Below are 21,602 nucleotides of genomic sequence, written 5' to 3'. Positions count from 1 at the left end.
TGGCACGCACGAACCCACATCGCGCTGGCTCGCATCGGCGAAGCCCTCGGTGACACGACGGGCCCACGACGCCAACGCTGACAACCTGTGCGCCCGTCTGGAGCATCAGTGGAAGGACCTCGTCGCGCCGAACCGAGGTAAGCAACTCGGCTCTCTTGACACGCCGCTGACACACCGGTGACACGCGCCAGCGGCAAGATCCTCTGAGCATCCAAGGTCACACCTGGTCACCAAGCATGCGAAGGAGAAGTAAGGAGAAATGATGAAGAGAGCCCTACCTGCTGGGCTCGCCGTCGCCGGCTCGATAGCGAGGGAGGGGCCAGCCGTCGCCGCGGAGTCTCCGGCGACCTGACGGCCACGACAGGCGGGGCCTCCCCGGCCATTGACACGCTCGCTTGGAATCGAGGGTGATCATGTTCAACCTTCAACGTAGTGTCGCTGTCACGTTGACTCCCGGCTAGCGCAGCCGCGGCACAGACAGACTTACCACTGAGAATGCCCCGTTAACGCACTCGCCTGGCTCTGGGACGGGCAGACAGCACCGCTATGTGGTGCGCAAGACCGGCACCTACGACCCTTCCCGCCGGATACGTAGACAAAATCACCTCGATCCGCTGCAGGTAGGTCGAAAAGATCGTTCTGTGAAACTGGAACGCCATCTGCCACCGCTTTGACGGCGTGTACCTGGTGGCCGGTACGGATGCCTAGGGAAACCTGCCTGCGGCGGCGAACAACGTCGCGGATCGGGTCACAGCCGACAACTGATTCAGGAGTATCAAATGAATAAGGGAACCGCCACGGCAATGGCCTTGGCCGCTATACTCGCCGCCGGTCTCGCCATCCCGGGAACCGCATCGGCCAGCGCATCGGGATGCAACGGCGACATCTGCATCTCGGTCGTCGGAGACAACAAGGGCACGGAGTCGGCAACGGTCCGATACCGCGGCAGCGAATCCAGGCTGTGGAACTTCGGTTTGGCCACCAGGAACGGTTTGTTCTGGTCTCCCGCGATCAGGGGTGGCGAGGGGCTTTCCTACACCTGGACACAGAGCACGATGCTGTTCCCCGACGGAAAGGTCTGTGCGACCATGCGCCGCACTCAAGACAACACCAGGCCGCCCGGATACCCGTGCGTGACGATCAAGTACTGGTAATGCATAGCCTGCTTGCCTCCACGTCGCTGCTCAGAGAGCAACCAGTCGTCAAACAGGACGTCAGTACACGTCGGCGGACGGTCAGGATGTCCGCAAGACACGTACGCTCCCGCCTGCCATGTCGACACCGTCAGACAGGTGGATGAACCGTGCCCTGTGCCAACCTCGAGGCCGTACAGCAGTTCGTCCAGCTACATTCCGTTGACCGCCGCGGCCAGGGCGGCGTGACACCTTCCCACTCGGTCTCCCCAGCCGTACTCCGGACGTTCGCCGCCGCCGGCGGAAACAGCCACTGGCCGCATACCCCCGGTCTCCGCAACCCATAGCCAGCTCCCGAAAGGGGCTGCGGAGACCAGGGCGAATATTGGACTAATGGCCGCCCGCACACACGATTCGCGGGTTCTTCGTCGTCGCCGTACATCACGTCGCATCAGTCATGTCAAACAGATTCACAGGTCGACTGCCGTGGCAGATCTGATCGACAGACGGCGGCTGGACCAGTACCTGGACCTACCTCGCATCCGCACACAAGATCGAAGCCAACCCATACGCAACTATCGCATTAACCAAGGAAGGTTCTGTGAAAAAGACACAAGGAAATCGGGATAACGTTCGCCGCAGGCTTACCCGCGCCACGATCGGCCTGTTGCTGTCAGGACCGATCGTCGTCGGAATCGCGACGCCCGCCTCGGCAGCGGAACGTACGGATGCCACCCCGGCACGGGAAATCGGAGTCTCGGCGTATCCGAGCGACTGCTGGTACAGCGTGACCAACTCCTACGGAGCCAGGGCCTCCTGTCAGCACCACAACGGCGGATCGTACCGTGCGATCGCCCTATGTCGTCACTCCAACGGCACGCTACGCGACTACTACGGATTCTGGACGCAGGGAGGCTGGTCTCAAGCCTACTGTCAAGGCGACAGCAAGGTGTCGTCCGCCGGTATCGAGTATTCCTCAATCAATCGTTCTTAGCGCAGAAAGGAATCATCTTAAATGAAGAAGCGGCGGACGACTCTGCTTACTGGCAGCGTTCTGGCAATCCTGTTCACGGCCGGGGTTTACGGATCGGCTCATGCAGAGACCCACGACACCTTGACCGCGGAAACTAAGATCGGCATCCAAGGCTGGCCGACAGATTGCCGCACCGGCCCGGTAAGCAACGGCAGTTATGCCACCTGTGGAAAAAGTAACGGCGGACACTACCGGGCGACCGTCATCTGCGAAGACTGGTTCGGTCAGGTGATCTGGCGGTCCGCTCCCAACTGGGTTTCCAGCGGCTACTCGATCGTCTACTGCCCGCCGGAGACCAGTCGCATCAACTACGGCATCGAGTCGCGGGGATATTAGGTCCGCCCCGGCGAATCGAGCGATTCCCTGCTCCCGCCCTCGCGGACAGCCGAATCCGGAGATGACTCAGGGCGGCGTCCCTGCAAGACGTCGTCCTGAGTCATCCTAGGGAGATCGAACAGCACAGCCTTCCAGAGAGACCATCAGACTAGGGCGCTCCAAAAATGACCAAGACCACCCATGCAGGCGCCAGGCACTGCAAGCCCCTTCTCGAATGTGCTGCGCCAAGCCTGTTCATCGGATGTGCCCGCCTCGCATATCGCCAACCTCGCACAGTGGCGTCTCAGTTTGCCGGGCAAGCATCCGGACCTGAATAAGCCGGAACGTATCCACCCGTCAGCAGCATTCGATTCTGTTCACACATTTGACACACCCAGATGACACCTAGCCACAAATCAAGTCCGGTCAGTTACACAACTGACCGTCGATCAAACATGGTCAATAATTTAACGCCGGTGCCGCCAGATCTAAGCATGCTAAAGTCCGATGACATCCAACCCGGGCAAATTTACCGCCAACAGTATGAAAATAAGACGTAGCGATGATCGCGAAATAAAGGAGAGAGCGAAATGGCCGCTGTCTATACCTGGGACGTGTTCTCAACTCTTGACGGCTACGGTTCATATGTTGAGGGCGCCGACTGGGGTGGCTACTGGGGCAAGCAGGGCCCTGAACTCCTTGAGCACCGCGCCGCCCTCGTCGCCCCTGAGCACCGGATGGTCTTCGGCGCCACAACATTCCGGGAGACCGCTGAAATCATGTCCTCGGGCATCGACCCGAATACGCTCGATGAATGGAACCTCCAGACCATGCGGATGCCGGCGACCGTGGTGTCCTCTGCATTGCAGGACACCTTCGACTGGCCGGACGCAACCATCGTCAGCGGTGATGCCGTGGAGATCGTGGCCCGGCTCAAGGAGGAGTCGCACGTGCCGCTGCGTTCGCAAGGAAGCCTCTCGCTGAACCGGACACTAATGGCAGCTGGCCTTGTCGACCGCTTACAGGTGACAATCTTCCCAGCTATCTCCGGACGAACTGGGAGGAGCCCCATCCTCGCGGGAGCAGGCGACTTCGACCTTGAATTGCTCGAAAGCCGGACGCTCGACGGCCACACGCAGGAACTGGTCTACCGCCCCTCCCTCCGCTGACAGCCGCGACACAGGCCACCACTCATGGCCGTCAACCCAACAGCCCGATCACTGCAAAACACGAGCCGGCCCTGATGAGGGGGGCGGACCGGCGCAGTCGTGGCCGGCCGCAAGATCGGACTGACCTCTCCCGGCCGTGCAACGACGCTCGGTCTCGACGGTCTTGCCCCGCGACTCGTATTTTGGTGGTGATCGCGTCGAGCGCAACGACGGTGGGGAGGCGTCCCAGATGTGGGCGTTCGGTGAGTCCGGTGACGACCTTGTCAGGGTGGTCCGCATAGTCGAACTGGTAGACGAGGTCGTTGCTGGAGGCGAAGAACAGCTCACCGGTGACGGCGTAGACGACCTGGGTGCCGTCGAGGTCGGCGCCACGGCGGTGACGTCGACCAGACGCGCGACCCTGCGAGCGAAGATCACCATCGCGGCAATCGAACCGACGACCATGAAGATGATCTCGCCCCACAGCATCCGCTTGAGCGTGGCCGGCGCGACGCTGCCAATCGAAGGTGCCGAACGCGACCAGCACCATCACCGCCACCAGGGCCGCCAGACGATGCACAGGATCATCAGGAATGACCAGGCCAGGAACGTCGACAACCGGGTCCTGGCCCCGGCGGTCTTCACGTTGATCATGGTCTGCCGATCATCGAGCAGCCGCCCATCCCGCCGAAGAAACCCGTGACGATGTTCGCGACACCCTCCCCGATCGCCTCGCGGGTCTTGTTGGAGTGCGTGTCGGTGATGTCGTCGACGAGCTTCGCGGCCCCGTCAGCAAAGACCGTCCACTGAGGGGGCCTGGTCGAGTTCCTCCCATGAAAGACCAAGCAGATCACACAGCCCTTCAGCGCGCAGGCGGTGCTGTTCAGCCAGCGCATGACCACCGAGCGCGGCGTGCACACGTGCGAGCGCGACGTGGGTACGTGCCTGCCAGTACTGGTTGCCGATGCGGTATGCGACGGTCAGCGCCGCGCCCCGATGCACATCTTCCGCAGGAAGATTCCCAGCCAAACGGGCGAGTTCACCGAGGGCGTTCAACGCTTCCAGCTCGAGGGCGTCGTCGCCCGTCCGGCCGGCCAGCTCGCGCGCTCGCAACTGATGCTGGGCGGCCGCGTCCGCGTCACCACGGCGAGCCAGGATGACACCGATATTGCTCACTACGTAGCCCTCGACAGCGCGGTCGCCGATCTGCCTGCTCAGTGCGAGAGCGCGCTCGAAATAACGCAAAGCCTCATTGTCATGGTGCTGCTCCATGGCGACGAAGCCGAGGTTGTTCAGTACACGGCTGGAAATCGACCGGTCGTTCTCCTGCATAGCCAGACGCAGGGCGGACTCGCCGTGCAGCTGGGCGGCGTCGTGTTCGCCGAGTCTCTGGTAGGTGATGGCAAGGTTCATGTGCGTACGGCACTGGCCGTACTGGTCCGCGGCCTTCTCCGCCAGCTCCAAGGCATTCAGCTCGCAGACCAGCGCGTCCCGGTAATGCCCGGTCCAGCTGTGCACCAGACCGAGCGCATTGAGCACACGGCTCTCGGCCAGGGCGTCGTCGACCGTGCGCAGAGCGGTCAAGGCCTGTTCAAGCATTTCGGTGGCAGCCGCTACTTGCCCCTGCCTCACGAAGGCGACACCGAGGTCGGTCAATTCAGCAGCCTCGGCGGCGACATCACCGAGCATGCGGGCGGCGGTCAGTGCCTGTCTGAAGAGCGTCACGCCTTCGTCGTAGTACCCGGCCCGGTCGAGATGGCGGAACAGTAGGCGCGACAAAGTGGTCAGCTCTCGATGTTCGCCCTGGTGCGCCGCGATGTCCGCGAGGGCAAGCAGCGCGGGCCGCTCGCTGTCCAGCCATCGCAACGCGGCCTCGGCTCCGAGGAACACGGGGCTACTGGTCCGCGGTGGGGCGATCGTGGGTCGGTAGCGCCGCTCGAGTGGCGTGGTCTCGTCCATGGCCACGGACACGGTGTAGAGGTAATAGCCGAACAATCTGCGCAGTACATCGCGATTTTCTGCGGCGTCATCCGCTCGCTTAGCCAGCCCGATGGCAAAGCCTCGCAGCAGATCGTGCAGGTGGAAACGGTCTTTACCGCCCCGCTGGATCAGGTTCGCACGGGCAAGCGTGCGTAAGCTCGACGCCGCCGTGGCGAGATCCGTCCCCGCGGCGGCGGCCAGGGAATACTGGTCGAACTCGCGTCCCGGAAGGTGCCCCAGCATGCGGAACATGTGGCGATCACGTGGCTGGAGGTGTCGGAGCGACCAGGAGAAGACGGTGTGCACGGTGGCCGACTGGTCGCCCACGTCCTGCCAGCAACTACTGTCCAGGCCACTGACCGCCGTCGCCAGCTCCTCATCGGAGCGGTCGGCGACCGATTCAGCCGCCACTCGCAGGGCCAAGGGTAGCCGGGCACAGCGGCGGACCAGCTCGCGTGCGGCATCGGGGTCCTCGTCGATCCGCGCACCGAGGAGTGCGCGTAGCAACTCGAGCGATTCCTCCGCCGACAACAGCCCGACGTCGATCCGGCGGGCACCATCGCGGACGACGAGCCCTGGCAGGGCATCGCGACTCGTCACCACCACCAGGCACGCCCCGGCCCCGGGCAGCAAGGGCCGCACCTGCTCGGCAGAGTGTGCGTTGTCCAGCACCATGAGCACCCGTTTACGGTCCAGCATTGACCGCAACAGCGCTGAACGCTCACACGCGTCCGGAGGAGCCGACGTCCCGAGCGACCGCAGGAGCCAGTCGAGCGCCTGCGCTGCGTCCACCGGGTCGCCCGGCCCGTAGCCACCGAGATCGACATACAGCTGCCCGTCGGGAAATTGATCTCGTACCCGGTTCGCCCAGTGCACGGCGAGCGCGGTCTTACCGGCGCCTGCGGCTCCACTGAGTACGACGATCGGTGTGCGTCCCGACGCAGACGAACGTTCCTGGAACAGGCCGTCGAGCGTCGAGAGAAGTCCTGTCCTTCCGCAAAAGCCGAACACCTCGGCGGGAAGTTGCGCTGGGACGGGTACCGCCATGTCCGCCGCGACCGGCTGAACGACTTCTCCCGCCAGCACACTGCGGTGCAGGTCCTGCAACTCCGCGGATGGCTCCACGCCCAGTTCGTCGCGAATCAGCGCATGAACTGTGCGGTAGCACTCCAGTGCTTCAGCCTGGCGTCCCGCTTGCGCCTGCGCACGAATCAACTGAGCCCAAAATCGCTCCCGCAAGGGGTGATCGCGCACCAGTACACGCAATTCTCCGATCAAAGCCGCAGACCGCCCGAGGGCCAGGTCGGCGTCAATCCGCTTCTCCTGCGCTTCGGTGTACTGCTCCCCGAAGACGGGGACGACTTCATCGGTCAGCCGACCGGCGGACACATTGGACAGTGGGTCCCCGCGCCACAGCCGCACTGCGCGATGCCACAGCTCCGCGGCCTCGGCTGCGTCGACTGCCGCCTGAGCTCGCCGTCTCAGGATGTGGAATTCATGCAGGTCCAGCTCAGCTTCGTGGACTCGTATCAGATAGCCGACGTCGGTCCGCTCCAGCCGCTCCGCGACGCCACCGGACTCCAAGGCACGCCGCAGTCTCATGACGTAGCCGCGTAACGTCGTGCGCGTGTCACGGGGTGGGTCGGTCTCCCACAGCCATCCTGCCAGCGTTTCGACCGGCACCGGCTGGTTCGCTCTCAGGAGCAGGCACGCCAGAAGGCTGCGTAACTTGCCCTGCGCGATCGGCACGAGCACGCCGTCGCACCACACCTCGACCGCGCCAAGCACGAGAAACCGGATTGTCGTTGCTTGGGAACCCCGGCCGAACCTGTCTTCCATCATGGACCGCCCCCCGTAGTCCGTGCAGCTCCTGCACCCATCCTGGCTTGTCGGTATCGGCAGCTCCAACGGATATCCGCCTTAGGTACGGCACCGGGCAGGTTACTCGCATGCGATTCATTTCCGTGATGAAAAGGCGGATGGGCGATGCCCCCTCGCTCATCCATGTATTCACATTCGTAAGCCCTCGGCCACGGGCGCCCGCGCCATCCCCCACTACATCGGCACACCGACCAAAAGTTGAAGTTCTCTCACTTTGACGGCGCGAGGAGTTCCGGTCGCGCTCACGCGGTACTACAGGCCACGACGCCTGGTCAGTCAGTCTGCCATCCCCCGCGCCAGTGACCAAGCCATCTATCATGCGATGTCGTTCGCGATCGATAACCGACAAGGCATCCATGTCGACCGCTCGGCGACACATCACCTTGATCGGTCAGAAATTCTCGCTACCGTCTAGCGGCCATGAGTATCTTTCGAACCAGGCCGAATGCCTCCCTCGACGGTGAACCGATACGGCACGTGGACGGGTCACTCCATAAACTGGCCTCTAACTTGACGTAACGTCAAAACTGACTGCTCGCGTATCGATACGATTCACATAGATCACCCTTCAAGCGGGGCAAGATGCGTATTGTCCGGTTCATGACAGACGGCGAATGTTCCCGATGGTCCGCCCCCACCGTGCATCAGCTGCGAATCTTCTTGATCTTGGCTGAGGAGTTGCACTTCGGCCGGGCCGCCTCACGCCTTCACATGAGCCAGCCTGCTCTCAGCCGTCAGATCGGCGCCCTGGAACGCAGGTTGGGCGTCGAGGTTGTCTCACGGACGAGCCGGACGGTGGACCTCACCCCTGCCGGGCAGGCGTTGATCAGTGAGGCTCGTGCCGTGGTCCAGGCGATGCACAGGCTTCACAGGGTCGCAAAGGCCCATTCCCGCGGGCTGGCCGGGAAGCTGGCCATCGGGACAGTGGGCGCCGAGGCGTCCATGGAGCACACGGCCGCCGTGCTTCGCGAAGTGCGACGCTTACATCCCGCGCTCGAGCTCGACGTCCGGCTCTTGGATCTGGCGGACCAGTTCAGCAGCCTGAGCTCCGGCCGGTCCGATGTGGTCTTCTGCCGTCCACCGGCCCCCGGCGACGTGGAGACCCATCACTTGAACACGGAACCCCGAGTGGCGTGCGTACCCGCCCAGGATCCACTCGTCGAGCGGACCAGTGTTCGCCTGGCCGAGCTGGACGACCGCGTCGTTGTCTCATATCCCCCCGAGTGTCCTCGTGTTTGGCGCGACTTCTGGGCGAACGACCCTCGGCCGAGCGGTGTCACGGTGAAGTACGGTCGCGTGGTCCGGGACATCGAAAGCTTGATGGCCGAGGTGGCCCACAACGGCACCATCTGCTTCTTGCCGTCGGCCGCACGAACACTCTTCCCTCGCCCAGGGGTCGCCTACCTCGACGTGTCCGACCTCTCGCCGTGCACATCAGCCCTGGCCTGGCACGCGTCGGCACGAGACCAGCCTCTCGTCGCCGCGGTCCGGGAAGCGGCGGAGAACGTCCGCCCCTGCCGGATGCAGTTCTCGCTGTCGATCGCAGGCACAGTAGGTACGGCCCGCGCTTACACTCGATCAGGTCATGAGAAACCTTTACGCTTCCCTCAAGAAGATCGCCGCAGCCGCATGACATGCCTACCGCTCGACGCCCACGACCTCGCGCACCCATGACAGGACTGGCGGCGCGACCTTCCTCAGGGCCGAATCGGCGATGATCCAATGCGGCAGACCGGGGTGCACCTGGTGTTCCGCACCGTAGCGATCCGCGAGCCGCCGTGACAGCCATGGTGCGACGTTGCGGTCGGAGCCCGCGCTGACGACCAGTACCGGACACTTGACGTCTGTGGCCTTGATCCGTGTGGCAGGAGTGCCGAACGTCATCGACCGGAACACCCGCCCCGAGTCCGGGACCAGCTCAGTGACCAGCTCGTCTTGTTCATCTCTCGGGAGAGTACTCAACGGCACCTTCCGCATCGTGCGGGCCGACGGCAGGAACGCACGCCCGGCCAGCACAGTCGGCAGGATGGGGAACAAATGCGGTAGAGGACGCAGTTGCGGCCACAGCACGCCGGGCGGGATCGAGGCCAGCAGAACCAGTGCGGCACATTCCCTCTTTGCCGCTAGCTTCTGGCCGAGCAATCCGCCCATGCTGTGACCGATCACGATGGGACTCTCGGCGCAGGTCTCTCGCGCGGCCATGACCTTCACGAAGTACTCTCGCAGACCGGATCGGTTCAGTACGCCGCGATCTGTCGGTTCGCGCCCAGGTAGCGCCGGCACGTGGCAGGTGAATCCGGCGTCCTCGAAGAACCGCACCCACGACTGGAACAGCGCGGGCCTGCCGAAGACACCGTGCAGGAACAGCACTGGCGGCCTCACCACGGCTTAGTCCTTTGAGGCTGGCGTTCCACGCCATCACATGGCCGCACCGCTTCATGCCGTTCCGTACTCCGAAGTGCCATGACCCTCTTCCCTGCTTCGGTTCGATCCAAGACGCGTGGCCGAGTCGAGGAAGTCTGCCTCTGCCGCGTGTCATCTGCGTGTCATCGGTGCCTTCAGCGGGGGTCCTGGCGGCGATCTTCCAGGCCGACACAGCAGCTGCCTCATGACCAGCCGAAAAGGTCTTGTCCGACATCATTCGGCACCATCCGACACGCCCAGGTGCCGACTCTTAACCAGCTGGTTGCCGACGATCCCGATCCAGATATGCCGCCAGGTCTGTCAGACGCCACGACCTCTCGGTACACGCGTCAGCGACGGAATGCGCTCGCGAGAGTTACCAAGCTGATGATCCGCCAAGTGCACCATCGTCGCGCATCGACCGGGTCGCTACAGCAGCTACCGGGCGATCATTTGGACGGGCGTCAAAATCGACACTAAATCGCCCCTGGTGTCCAGACACGAAGAAGCCCAGGTCGCTTGACCTGGGCTTAAGCTCCCCCGCTTGGACTCGAACCAAGAACCCTCCGGTTAACAGCCGAATGCTCTGCCAGTTGAGCTACAGGGGATTGTGCTCCGTACCGGCCGGATCGCTCCGACCGATGAGAGAACTTTAGCCCATGCCCTCCGGCGGCCGCGCACCCACCCCCCACTTTGGGGAGCACCTCGTCAAGCTCGCGTTTTGAGGGACAATGACAGCTGGAGCAAGATCGAACGGAGGCGTGGACTCGGATGAAGATGTTCCTGCTGGGCGCGGCCGCGGGCTACGTGCTGGGCGCGAAGGCCGGCCGGGGGCGGTACGAGCAGATCGTGCGGACCTACCGCAAGATCGCTGACCACCCCATGGTGCAGGGCGCCGCCGGGGTCGCTCGCGCCAAGGTCGGTGAGCGGTTCGGGCGGCCTCAGCGCTGACCTGAGCCGAAAGGGCCCTTCGCCGCATGCGACGCGGCGAAGGGCCCTTTCACTACATCTGACGAGGGGAATGGCCCCTTCAGCCCACGACGGCGACCACGAAGACGCGCCGGAACTCGAACCAGGTGGTCCCGTCGGGACGCGGCGGGTAGGCCTCGTCCAGCTTCCGGGCGATCTGGGCGCGGAAGTGGTCCCAGTCCTCCCCCGGCAGCGCCTCCTTGACCGGCCGCAGCGAGGTGCCGGTGATCCATTCGAGTACGGCGTCCTCACCGGTCAGCCGCTGCAGGTACGTCGTCTCCCAGGCGTCGACGGCGCATCCCGCGTCGGCCAGCAGGTTCCCGTAGCCGAGCGGGCTGTCGACGGCCTCGTTCTCCCGCAGGACGACGTCGGCGAGGCGCGGAGCCCATTCCTCGGTGCGCGCGAGGGCGCGGACCAGGGCGTGCGACGGCGCATCGAAGTTGCCGGGGACCTGGAACGCGAGCGTCGCCCCGGACGGCAAGAGATCCACCCAGCGGCGGAGCAGGCGACGGTGCTCCGGGACCCACTGGAGCACGGCGTTCGAGATGACCACGTCGGTGTCCGGCTCGGGCACCCAGTCGTTGACGTCGAGCACTCGTGCGTCGACGCCCCGTGAGCGAGCCGCTTCGACCATTTCGGGTGAGCTGTCGCTCGCCTCGATGACCGCGCCGGGCCAGCGTTCCGCCAGACCGGCGGTCAGGTTTCCAGGACCGCAGCCGAGGTCGGCGACGCGGCGGGGATTGTCGGCCGGTATCCGTGCCATGAGGTCGTGGAACGGCCTGGCCCGCAGGTCGGCGTAGTCGAGGTACTTGACCGGATCCCACATGGCGCCTCCCAGCGATACAGTACGAGTGTACTGCTAGGCCAGCTTCCTTGCCGCTTCTTCGGCGATCGCCTTGACGACGTCGGCGTCGGTGCCCGGATCGGGCCGCACCTGCAGCACCGTGCCGTCCTGACCGGGGACCTTGCGCTCGACGAACCACGCTCCGCCGGTTTCGAGGTCCTTGCGGTGCCGTCCCCGGACGGAGCCGTCGACCCGCTGCCGCACCAGGATCGGGACCTTGCCGGGTTTGGGCAGCCGGAACCGGACCGGGGTCTTGTCGGCCAGCAGGACGGCGTTCCCCGCCGTCCCGGTCTCCTCGGACTCGGTCAGCGTCAGCACCCCGTCGGACCACGCGGCCTTGCCGACCAGATGCCAGCCGACCCGGCGCGGCCCCGGGATCCACAGCCCCAGCGCGGTGACCAGCAGATATCCGCCGCCCTCGACCGCCGCGCTCCCGACGACGTGCTCGCCGTCGTCCAGCGTGCCGTCGAAATCCACCGGGACACGGTCACCCAGCAGGTGACGCAGCCAGCCCATGCTCAGTCCAATCCGCCGATGGCCTGTTCCTTCAGCGCCTTCCGGTACTGCTCGAGCGCGACGAGGTCGCCGAACAGGGCGCGGTAGTCGTCCGGCGCCTCGACCGGGGAAAGCCGCTGCAGCTTCGACTTGATCTCGTTGATCTGGCGGCCGACGAGGCTCTCCTGCACCGCCGCGAGCTGCGCGGAGATGTAGCGCGAATCGACCTCGCCCTTGGCGCGCAACGGTTCCACCGAAAGCTCGCTGAGCACTCGCCGCACCGTCCCCTGCGGACAGTGCTGGGCGGCGGCGTCGAGCAGGGCGGGCCCGGTCAGCCCGGAACCCGCTCCCCCGGCGGACAGCAGCGCCTTGTGGATGGCGACATAAACCGGATGAGTGAAAGCGTCCTCGGGGAGCGCGTCGTACTCGGCCCCGGCGAGCATCGGCTGCTGCAACGCCGCCTTGAGCGCCTCACGCTGCGCGATGAACCGCGGGTCGCCGGGCGCGGGCCGGGGCAGGTCCTCCTCGGCCGCGGCCGCCGCCGAGGAAGGAGCGGGCCGCCGGACCTCGATGGTTGCGGAACGTTTCGCCGCCGCCCCCGCGCTGCCGCGCACCCGGTTCACCACCTGCGCCGCGTCCTGCCAGCCGACCCACCACGCGAGTTTCGACGCGTAACCGTCGCGGCTGGCGCGGTCCCTGATCCCCGCGACCATCGGGACGGTCTTCTGCAGCGCCGCCACCTGACCGTCGACGGAGTCGAGGTCGAACGCCTTGAGCATGCTCTTGATCGCGAACTCGAACAGCGGGATGCGCCGCGCGACCAGGTCGCGCACCGCGGCGTCGCCCTTGGCGAGCCGCAGTTCGCACGGGTCCATGCCGTCGGGGGCGACCGCGATGTAGGTCTGCCCCGCGAAGGTCTGGTCGCCCTCGAACGCCTTCAGCGCCGCCTTCTGGCCCGCTTCGTCACCGTCGAAGGTGAAGATCACTTCGCCGCGGAAGGCGTCGTCGTCCATCATCAGCCGCCGGAGGACCTTCATGTGGTCCTCGCCGAACGCGGTGCCCGAGGACGCGACGGCCGTCGGGACGCCCGCGGCGTGCATCGCCATCACGTCTGTGTAGCCCTCGACGACGACGACCTGGTGCCGCTTCGCGATCTCGCGTTTGGCCAGGTCGAGGCCGAACATCACCTGCGACTTCCTGTAGATCGGCGATTCCGCCGTGTTCAGGTACTTCGCCGAGACGCGGTCGTCGTCGTACAGGCGCCGCGCGCCGAACCCGACCACCTCGTTGCCGACGTCGCGGATGGGCCAGAGCAGCCGCCGGTTGAACCGGTCCATCGGCCCGCGCTGCCCCTCCTTGGCCAGCCCGGCCGTGAGCAGTTCCTTGACCTCGAACCCGCGGTTGAGCAGATGCTTCGTGAGCTTGTCCCAGCCCGCCGGCGCGTAGCCGCAGCCGAACGTCTGCGCGGCGGCCGCGTCGAAACCCCGTTCGGACAGGAAGTCCCGCGCCGCCCGCGCGTCCGGGGTGAGCAGCTGCTCGGCGTAGAACTCCTGCGCCGCGCGGTGCGCCTCGATCAGCCGGGCGCGGGTGCCGCGATCACGCTGGACGCTTCCGCCACCGCCTTCGTAGGTCAGCCGGAACCCCACGCGATCCGCGAGGCGCTCGACGGCTTCCACGAACGAGATCAGGTCCATCTTCTGGATGAACTTGATCACGTCACCGCCTTCGCCGCAGCCGAAGCAGTGGAAGGTGCCGTGGGTGGGGCGCACATTGAACGACGGGGTCTTCTCGTTGTGGAACGGGCAAAGCCCTTTCAGGCTGCCGCCGCCGGCGTTGCGGAGGGCCACGTAGTCACCGATGACCTCGTCGATCCGGTTACGCTCGCGCACCTCCGCGATGTCGCTTTCCCGAATCCGTCCTGCCACGCTCATCACTCTAGTTCCCGTGTCCGGAGCACTGTGCGGCACACTCGGGGAATGAGCACCGCCCTGGACGAACTCGCCGGGAACTTCGCCGCGTTGCGCCCCCATCTGGTCTCGGTCGCCTACCGGCTGACCGGCACGCTGTCCGACGCCGAGGACGCGGTCCAAGAGTCGTGGCTGCGCCTGAGCGGCCTGGACGAACAGCGCCGCTCGGCCATCGAAGACCAGAAGGGCTGGCTGACCACCGTCGTCAGCCGCATCTGCCTCGACCGGCTGCGGTCCGCGGTGGTGCGCCGCGAGCGGTACGTCGGCGAATGGCTGCCCGAACCGGTCCTCGGCCCGCTGGGGACGCCGTCGTCGGAGGATCCGCTGACCGTCGCCGTCCGCGACGACGGCATGCGCATGGCGGCGATGGTGGTCCTCGACCGGCTGACGCCGGAGCAACGCGTCGCGTTCGTCCTGCACGACGCGTTCTCTGTGCCGTTCGGGGAGATCGCCGAGATCCTGGGCTGCACGCCGGAAACCGCGCGCCAGCACGGTTCCCGCGGTCGCCGCGCGGTCGCCGACGCCGATCCGCCGCCCCGGACGGCGCTCGCCGAGCAGCAGCAGATCATCGAGAAGTTCATGACCGCGATGCTCACCGGCGACATCCAGGCGGTGGCCGAGGTGCTGCATCCCGACGTCGTCCTGGTCGGCGACGGCGGCGGCAAGGCGCGCACGGCGGTGCGCACGGTCGCCGGGTTCGACAAGGTCACCCGGCTGTTCCAGGGCCTCATGCGGATGTACGACCCGGCCGGGATGGAGCAGGCGAGGCCCGCGCTGGTCAACGGCGATCTCGGGCTCTACATCCCGCCGCAGGCCGCCTCCGAGGGATACCGGGCGCTCGACGAGCACGTCGACGCGTTCGTCATCCGCGACGGGAAGATCGTCGCGATCTACGACATGGCGAATCCGGACAAGCTCACCACCGCGCGGACCCGCGTCGGCCCCTGACCGCGTTTAGTCCTCTGAATGCGCCCGGGCGCATTCAGAGGACTAAACGCGGGAGTCTTTCAGGGAAGCGGGATCTTGCAGGCGTCGCCCGAGGTGAAGCCCTGCGCGGTGATGTCGAGCGCGCTGTTCATCCGGGCACGCATGTTCTCCAGGCCGATCTGGTAGGTCAGCTCGATGACGCCCTTGCGGCCGAACTCGCGTTCCAGCTCGGCGACCTGCTCGTCGGTGGCGGTCACCGGGCTCGCGGTCATCGCGTCGGCGTACGCGAGCGCGAGCCGTTCCTGGTGGGTGAAGGCGGGCGACTTCGCGTAGTCGTCGATGTTCTTCAGCCGTTCGATGTCGAGGCCCTCGTGCAGTTGCAGCATGGTCCCGAAGTCGATGCACCACGAGCAGCCGAGCTGGGTCGCGACGCGGTACACGGCCAGCTCGCGCACGTTCGACGGCAGCGTCTTGCTGGCCTTCTCCGCCATCATTTCGTGCATGCCGTTCGCCCGGAGCAGCGCCGGGTGGTGCGCGTAGACGGCCATCGGCTCGGGCACGGCGCCGAAGCGCTTGCCGGCGAACTTGTAGAACAGCTTCAGCAGGAAGCCGGCCTCGGCGGTCTTCACGGCGGGAATACGCGGCATGGTGTCCTCCTCGTGCGGTTGCGGTCACCGAATGGACGAGACGGCCCGTACGGACGTGACAGTGACGCCGGTGACGCGCGCCACGCGGCCGGTCGGGGCCTCGATTTCGCCTTTTCGCCGGAACCCCCAGTCGATCATCGACGGTAGGCTGGCGAGTCGGCCCTTTCCCCTCCCCCAGGAGGAACGATGCTCGCCGTCGAGGACCCCGCCACCGGACAACGGATCACGGCCGTCCCCGACTGCGGGCCCGCCGAGGTCGACAAAGCGGTCCGCGCCGCCGCCGGGGCATGGCCCGCTTGGCACGTCTCGGACCGGCACGCGGCGCTGACGTCGTGCGCGGTCGTCGTCGAGGAGGCCGCGCCCGTGCTGGCCCCCGTGCTCTCCGAAGAGCAGGGGAAACCGCTTCACGAGGCCGAAGCCGAGTTCGCCGAGGCGGCGTCGCGGTTCCGGTACTTCGCCGGGCTGCGGCCGGAGCCGCGGGCCGACGGCGGCGGACCGGTCGCCGCGATCACGCCGTGGAACTTCCCCGTGCAGTCGGCCGTCGCGAAGCTCGCGCCGGCGTTCGCCGCCGGGAACACGGTGGTGCTCAAGCCGTCGCCTCGCACCCCGCTCACCACGCTGCATCTCGGCCGGATGCTGGCGCAGGTGCTGCCGCCGGGCGTGCTGACCGTGCTCACCGGACGGGATCCCCTCGGCGAGCGCCTGCTCGCCCATCCCGGGATCCGGCAGGTCGACTTCACCGGCTCGGCCGACACCGGGAAACGGATGGCGGCCGCGCCGGAATGGCGGCGGCTGACACTGGAACTGGGCGGCAACGATCCCGCGATCGTCCTCCCCGGCACGGATCCGGCCGCGATCGCGGAACGGCTGTTCTGGAGCGCGTTCGCCAACTGCGGTCAGATCGGCGTGGCGATCGAGCGGGTCTACGCCGTCGGGCCCGGCTACGACGGCGTCGTCGAGGCGCTCGCGGCCGTGGCGGCGCGAGTGGTGGTCGGCGACGGACGCGCCCCCGGGACACAACTCGGTCCGGTGAACAACCGGCCGCGGTACGACCGCGTCACCCGACTCACCGACGAGGCACGCGCGGACGGCGCGCGGATCGTGACCGGCGGGCCGCTCGACGGACCCGGGTACTTCTTCGCCCCGGCGATCCTCGCCGAGGCGCACGACGGGATGCGAGTCGTGACCGAGGAACAGTTCGGCCCGGTGCTGCCGGTCGTCCGATGCTCCACAGTGGACGAGGCGGTCGGGCTGGCGAACGCCACGGCGCCCGGCCTGTGCGGTTCGGTGTGGGGCACGGACGAGGAGTACGCCGCCGAGGTCGCGGCTCGGCTCGGCAGCGGGACGGTCCGGGTCAACGCGCACCTCGCGATGCCGGTGGGCTCGCGGTGGTCCGCGAGCCGCGCCGGCCTCAGGGGGTGATCGTCCGGACGTCCCACACCCAGACGCCGTCGACGAACTCGGCGGGTTTCCGCAGCAGCAGGTCCACAGTGGTCCGGAAGGCGTCCTGGTGTTCGCGCGGGATCAGCACGAGCACGTCGGCGTTCCAGTACCGCAGATCCTCCAGTGCCTGCACCCGCTGCGATTCGGTGATCGTCGCCGGTACGCCGGTCTGCTTGATCTGGTCGAAGATGACCGAGGTCGGCCGCTGGACGGCGCCGTAGCGGCCGCGTTTGTCGTCCGGGCCGCTCGGCCCGACGAAGTACCCCTCCGGCATCGAATAGCCGAGTCCGGCGTCGATCTGCCAGTGCAGCGGTTCGGATTCGCCGGAACTCGGCAACGGCACGGGTACCACGGTCCCGCCGGGCGCGACGTAGCTCCGCCAGGTGCCGTCGGCGAGGAACCGCGGTGTCGGCGGCCGTTCCTTCACGATCAGCTGGGTCGGCGCGATCGGCAGCAGGACCGCGATGACGACACCGATCCACAGCAACCGCAACGGGAATCGCCGCTCCCCCGGCACTTCGGGGAGTTTCGACGCGACCGCGTAGACGCGCTCGGTGGCCAACGCCAGCAGCGCGCCGATCAGCGGGATGCAGCCCATCGCGAGCCGCGATTCCAGCAGCGACTCGAACAGCGGCAGCTCCGAGAAGAGCTTCCACGGTCCCGGGATGCCGGTTTCCTCGTGCACCACGATGATCTGCACGCCGAGCGAGAGCCACGCCATCACGAACATGGAGATCGCCAGCGCCCGCGCGAAGACCTCGCGCCACAGCCAGACGGTGATGACGACCATCAGCACGATCAACGGCCAGCCGAAGAAGGCGTTCTCCTCGGTGCGGTTCATCGACACGTCCGCGGCGGCCTGCGGCTGCCCGGCGACCGACTGCGTCGCGAACCGGGTGAACGCGGCCGTGTCGTTCCCGACCGGGCCGTGCTCGATCGCCTGATAGCTCTGCGGGCCGAAGAACTGCCACCACAGCGGGAAAGCGCACAGCACGAGGGCCACGAGGACCCCAATGCCGACGCCGATCCCCAGTGGTTTCGCCATCGGCGGGAACTCGCGGTGGTTCGTCGCGAAGTAGGCGATGGCGAAGATCGCGAACGCCATCGCGAAGATCAGCAGCGGTTCCTCGCCGAGGAAGATCTGGTACGCCGCCAGCAGGCCGAGGAAGATCCCGTTGCGGACGGGGCGTTCGCCGCGGGCGATCTTGAAGACCAGCAGCGCGATGAACGGCAGGACGAACCAGGCGACGAAGTTCGGGTGCGCGTTGCCGTGCGAGATCATCGGCGGGGCGAAGCCGACGAAGGCGCCGCCGATGGCCGCGCCGACCCGGTGGGTGACCAGATGCCGCGAGAACACCCAGTACCAGGCGGCCGCGGTGCCGGCGAGACCGCCGGTGAGCGCGATGGCCCAGGTGACCGTCGGGCCGAAGGTGAGCGTGACCGGCGAGAGCGGGATGCCGATGCCGAGCATGGCCGTGTTGGCCATCAGGTTCACGCCGAGCGGATGGTTCTGGAAATGCGTGCTGAGCGGATTCCTCAGGTGCAGCACGTTGTCCGCGGTGACGGAGAAGAACCACTCCCACAGGTTCTGGTCCGACGCGCTGTTCCAGAGATAGCCCTCCTCGAGGTCGAGCCAGAGCCCGTTGTAGAGCAGGAAGGCGAACAGCAGGAAGCCGCCCATGATGGCGGCGTCGGCGGCGGCGAACCGGCGGGGTCTCGTGGGAGTCTTCTCGGCCTCCACCTCCGCCTCAGCCTGGAAAAGACTCACGGACCGTCCTCACGGCTCGACTACGCGGGCGAGAAAGTAGATCACACCCGTCGAGGCATGCCTGACGAGCAGAAGGAAGGGGCGATCGACGGCGACTTCGAGCGGTTCGTCGACGATGAGCGACGTCAGCCGCATCAGCACCGCCGTCGCGGCGGCGCCTTCGAGGCCTTGTTCGTCGATGCGGAGCACGGACTGGTGGACGACCTCGGACACTTCGAGCCGGTCGTCGTCGGCGAGCCCGGTGAGGTCGGCGTCGGCGGTGAACATCGTCCGCACACCGAGTTCCTGGAGTTTCGCCGTCAGCGGGCTGTCGACGTCGAGATCGAGTTTCGGCAGCGACAGGGCGATGGTCTTGGACCGCGTGTTCTCCAGCAGCCGCGCCAGCTTGCCCGCGTCCAGCTCGGCGTCGTCGAGATCGCCGTCCGGCAGCAGGACGATCGCCTCCACCCCGCCCTCGGCACCGAGGCGGACGACCTGCCAGCCGTCCTCGTGGGTGTGGTCGAGCTGCTTTTCGAGCCACATCGTCGGCACCGTACGGGTGCCGGACGGCGCGTGGAAGTCCGCGGGCGCGGTGTTGTCACTCGAGAACGGGTTGGTCCAGGCGGTTTTGAGATACAGGGCGTTGACGATCGCGGCGACGGTGTCCCGTGCGACGGTCCCCGGCTTCAGCAGTTCGGGGATCAGTTCGCGGGTGGCCTCGGCGACGTCGGCGTTGATCAGCCGCCGCGCGGCCTCCGGATCATCGCCGAACGGGGCGCTTTCGACCTTCCCGCCCGGCCAGGTGGCGAGCTCCTCGCGGAAGGAGTCTTCGAGCGGGAGCCCGTCCCAGGCCCAGAGCGTGTTCGCGACCGCAAGTTCGGGACCGTCGTCGAGCAGCGACGAGGCCTTGCCCAGCAGGTCGGCCAGCTCGTCCGGGTCGCCGAGCAGCGCGATCAGCTCTTCTCTGGTCTTGCCCTTGGCGGCCTGGGTCACCAGGCCGAGCGCGCTCGCGATCGAGTACGGCGAGAAGCACGCGTTCTCCGCGCGGCTCGCCAGCACCCGATAGAGGTCCAGACCAAACCGGAGGTGGCTTTCGACAGCGCCCATGCCGCAGACCGTACCGTGGACGGGGCCGCCCGTCTCCTGTCCGAAAGTTCCGCCTTGTCCGAGGGGCGGCGCCGAGCCGGCATGTCGCGAAAGCCACTTTCGGGACACCAGACGTCGCGAAAGTGGCTTTCGCGACCTGTTCGGCGGTCCCTGGGCCGGTCCTCGACTCCTCCCCGCCCCCGCCGACGTTGCGAAAGCCACTTTCGCAACGTTGAAGGTTGCGAAAGTGGCTTTCGCAACGTCGGCCGGGGCAGGGTGAGCGGGCGGCTCGGCCTTCTCAGCCGTGGCGGCCCGTGTGCCAGGCGTGCCATGCGTACGCCTGCGCATCCGTGAGCGACGCCACCTGGTCGACGACCACGCGCAACCGGGCCGCGTCGTCCGAGGCGGCCTCCCACGCGGGCAGGAACAGGCCGTCCAGCGAATCGGGCGCGCGGCGGCACAGCGCGACGACCAGCTCGGCGAGCATCTGACGCTGGCCGTCCTGCATCGCGAGACGCCGCTTGTCGCTCATCACGTACCGCAGCGCGAGCGCCTTGAGCAACGCGACCTCGGCCGCGACCTGCTCCGGGATGACCAGCCGCGCGGCGTAGCGGCTCAACGGCCCTTCGCCGTACACCTGCCGTGTCGCGCCGACGACCGCCGTCGCGAACCGGCCGACCAGCTCGCTCGTCAGCCGTTTCAACGCGACCTGCGCCTTGAGCGACCCGTCGAGCCCCGGTTCGCTGAGTTCTGCGACCACCGGCAGGTCGAGCAGTTCCTTCGCCGCACCCTCCAAAGTGGACTGCGACCGGTGCGAAAACCGCCGCGCCGCCTCGGCCACCGCCGCGCGTTCCTCCGGGTCGGCCAGCACCCGCAACGAGATCCGCCCGGCCAGTACTCCGTCTTCGACGTCGTGCACGGAATAGGCGACGTCGTCGGACCAGTCCATGATCTGCGCTTCGAGGCAGGTGCGGCGCTCCGGCGCCCCTTCCCGGACCCACGCGAACACCTCGGCGTCGTCGGCGTAGACGCCGTACTTCGCATTGCCTTCTTCACGTTGCCACGGGTACTTCATCGAGGCGTCGAGACAGGCGCGGGTGAGGTTCAGCCCGCCGACGAGCCCGCCTTCGAGCAGGACCTTGGGCTCCAGCCTGGTCAGGATCCGCAACGTCTGCGCGTTGCCCTCGAAACCACCGCACGGCTGGGCGACCTCGTTCAGCGCGCGCTCGCCGTTGTGCCCGAACGGCGGATGCCCGATGTCGTGCGCGAGGCCCGCCGTGTCCACCAGATCCGGATCCGCGCCCAGCTCGTCCGCGATACCCCTGCCGATCTGCGCGACCTCCAGCGAATGCGTCAGCCGCGTGCGGGGCACACCGCTGACCTCGGCCCCTTCACCCGGGCCGACCACCTGGGTCTTGCCCGCCAGCCGGCGCAGAGCGGCCGAGTGCAGCACTCGGGCACGATCGCGGGCGAAGGCGCTCCGCCCGTCCGCGGCACCTTCCAACGCCGCGCCCTTGGGCCGCTCGGGCAGCAGGCGCGCCCTGTCGGCCTCGGTGTAGGTGTCCACCCGACCAGACTAAACGT

General features: G+C 66.8%; 17 protein-coding genes and 1 tRNA gene. 8 read left to right on the top strand and 10 right to left on the bottom strand.

The genetic code is table 11. From position 1 onward, the window contains the following. Positions 1-779 precede the first annotated feature (779 nt). From ACZ1DY_RS12280 to ACZ1DY_RS12265, 4 genes are all read left to right on the top strand, one after another. Positions 780-1,154 (top strand): hypothetical protein, encoded by a 375-nt coding sequence (locus tag ACZ1DY_RS12280; RefSeq protein WP_465484386.1) that lies wholly within the window; start codon positions 780-782, stop codon positions 1,152-1,154. Positions 1,155-2,148: 994 nt separating this feature from the next. After that, positions 2,149-2,502 carry a hypothetical protein gene (locus ACZ1DY_RS12275; RefSeq protein ID WP_465484385.1) on the top strand — a complete coding sequence of 118 codons (354 nt, stop codon included), beginning with the start codon at positions 2,149-2,151 and terminating at the stop codon, positions 2,500-2,502. Between the two features lie 569 nt (positions 2,503-3,071). Next, on the top strand, positions 3,072-3,650 hold the full coding sequence (locus tag ACZ1DY_RS12270; protein WP_465484384.1) for a dihydrofolate reductase family protein: 579 nt from the start codon (positions 3,072-3,074) through the stop codon (positions 3,648-3,650). A gap of 136 nt (positions 3,651-3,786) precedes the next feature. Then, the gene (locus ACZ1DY_RS12265) at positions 3,787-4,332 is read left to right on the top strand and encodes a hypothetical protein (RefSeq protein ID WP_465484383.1); all 546 of its coding nucleotides are present in this window, start codon (positions 3,787-3,789) and stop codon (positions 4,330-4,332) included. Positions 4,333-4,418: 86 nt separating this feature from the next. Here the strand turns inward: ACZ1DY_RS12265 and ACZ1DY_RS12260 are convergent, their stop codons facing one another. Continuing rightward, entirely contained in the window at positions 4,419-7,451 is a 3,033-nt protein-coding gene (locus ACZ1DY_RS12260; protein WP_465484382.1) for an AfsR/SARP family transcriptional regulator, read from the bottom strand. A gap of 639 nt (positions 7,452-8,090) precedes the next feature. On the opposite strand from ACZ1DY_RS12260, the gene ACZ1DY_RS12255 reads away from it, so the two are divergent. Further along, entirely contained in the window at positions 8,091-9,164 is a 1,074-nt protein-coding gene (locus ACZ1DY_RS12255; RefSeq protein WP_465484381.1) for a LysR family transcriptional regulator, read from the top strand. Here ACZ1DY_RS12255 and ACZ1DY_RS12250 read toward each other — a convergent pair. Beyond that, entirely contained in the window at positions 9,129-9,875 is a 747-nt protein-coding gene (locus ACZ1DY_RS12250) for an alpha/beta hydrolase (protein WP_465484380.1), read from the bottom strand. The two genes, ACZ1DY_RS12255 and ACZ1DY_RS12250, sit on opposite strands and share 36 nt — an antisense overlap. Positions 9,876-10,428: 553 nt before the next feature. Beyond that, positions 10,429-10,501: transfer RNA gene (locus ACZ1DY_RS12245), tRNA-Asn, on the bottom strand. A 163-nt stretch (positions 10,502-10,664) separates the two neighbouring features. Here ACZ1DY_RS12245 and ACZ1DY_RS12240 point away from each other — a divergent pair. After that, positions 10,665-10,844, top strand: a complete 180-nt coding sequence (locus ACZ1DY_RS12240; protein WP_007031230.1) for a hypothetical protein — start codon at positions 10,665-10,667, stop codon at positions 10,842-10,844. Between the two features lie 79 nt (positions 10,845-10,923). On the opposite strand, the gene ACZ1DY_RS12235 is transcribed toward ACZ1DY_RS12240, so the two are convergent. The 3 genes from ACZ1DY_RS12235 to dnaG are packed head-to-tail and all read right to left on the bottom strand — an operon-like array spanning position 10,924 to position 14,132. Continuing rightward, a complete protein-coding gene (locus ACZ1DY_RS12235; RefSeq protein ID WP_257488232.1) occupies positions 10,924-11,688 on the bottom strand; it encodes a trans-aconitate 2-methyltransferase in 765 nt (254 codons plus the stop codon). Between the two features lie 33 nt (positions 11,689-11,721). Further along, on the bottom strand, positions 11,722-12,222 hold the full coding sequence (locus ACZ1DY_RS12230; RefSeq protein WP_465484379.1) for a hypothetical protein: 501 nt from the start codon (positions 12,220-12,222) through the stop codon (positions 11,722-11,724). A gap of 2 nt (positions 12,223-12,224) precedes the next feature. Further along, entirely contained in the window at positions 12,225-14,132 is a 1,908-nt protein-coding gene (dnaG, locus tag ACZ1DY_RS12225) for a DNA primase (RefSeq protein WP_465484378.1), read from the bottom strand. A gap of 45 nt (positions 14,133-14,177) precedes the next feature. Between dnaG and ACZ1DY_RS12220 the strand changes: the two genes are divergently transcribed. Next, positions 14,178-15,116 (top strand): sigma-70 family RNA polymerase sigma factor, encoded by a 939-nt coding sequence (locus ACZ1DY_RS12220; RefSeq protein WP_465484377.1) that lies wholly within the window; start codon positions 14,178-14,180, stop codon positions 15,114-15,116. Positions 15,117-15,175: 59 nt separating this feature from the next. Here ACZ1DY_RS12220 and ACZ1DY_RS12215 read toward each other — a convergent pair whose 3' ends face one another. After that, on the bottom strand, positions 15,176-15,742 hold the full coding sequence (locus ACZ1DY_RS12215; RefSeq protein WP_016332491.1) for a carboxymuconolactone decarboxylase family protein: 567 nt from the start codon (positions 15,740-15,742) through the stop codon (positions 15,176-15,178). A gap of 186 nt (positions 15,743-15,928) precedes the next feature. Between ACZ1DY_RS12215 and ACZ1DY_RS12210 the strand changes: the two genes are divergently transcribed. Continuing rightward, the gene (locus tag ACZ1DY_RS12210) at positions 15,929-17,164 is read left to right on the top strand and encodes an aldehyde dehydrogenase family protein (RefSeq protein WP_465484376.1); all 1,236 of its coding nucleotides are present in this window, start codon (positions 15,929-15,931) and stop codon (positions 17,162-17,164) included. Here the strand turns inward: ACZ1DY_RS12210 and ACZ1DY_RS12205 are convergent. The 3 genes from ACZ1DY_RS12205 to ACZ1DY_RS12195 form a co-directional block, all read right to left on the bottom strand. Continuing rightward, positions 17,154-18,953 (bottom strand): glycosyl transferase, encoded by a 1,800-nt coding sequence (locus tag ACZ1DY_RS12205; protein ID WP_126729458.1) that lies wholly within the window; start codon positions 18,951-18,953, stop codon positions 17,154-17,156. The two genes, ACZ1DY_RS12210 and ACZ1DY_RS12205, sit on opposite strands and share 11 nt — an antisense overlap. Before the next feature lie 9 nt (positions 18,954-18,962). Beyond that, positions 18,963-20,039: a serpin family protein gene (locus tag ACZ1DY_RS12200; protein WP_257488236.1), complete on the bottom strand. Its 1,077-nt coding sequence runs from the start codon at positions 20,037-20,039 to the stop codon at positions 18,963-18,965. A gap of 277 nt (positions 20,040-20,316) precedes the next feature. Continuing rightward, positions 20,317-21,585 (bottom strand): deoxyguanosinetriphosphate triphosphohydrolase, encoded by a 1,269-nt coding sequence (locus tag ACZ1DY_RS12195; protein WP_465484375.1) that lies wholly within the window; start codon positions 21,583-21,585, stop codon positions 20,317-20,319. Positions 21,586-21,602: the final 17 nt, after the last annotated feature.

The sequence above is a fragment of the Amycolatopsis sp. PSD-21 genome (assembly GCF_055561455.1).
Note: the sequence above shows the minus strand (reverse complement) of the source record. Positions and strands in the feature narration are given on the sequence as shown.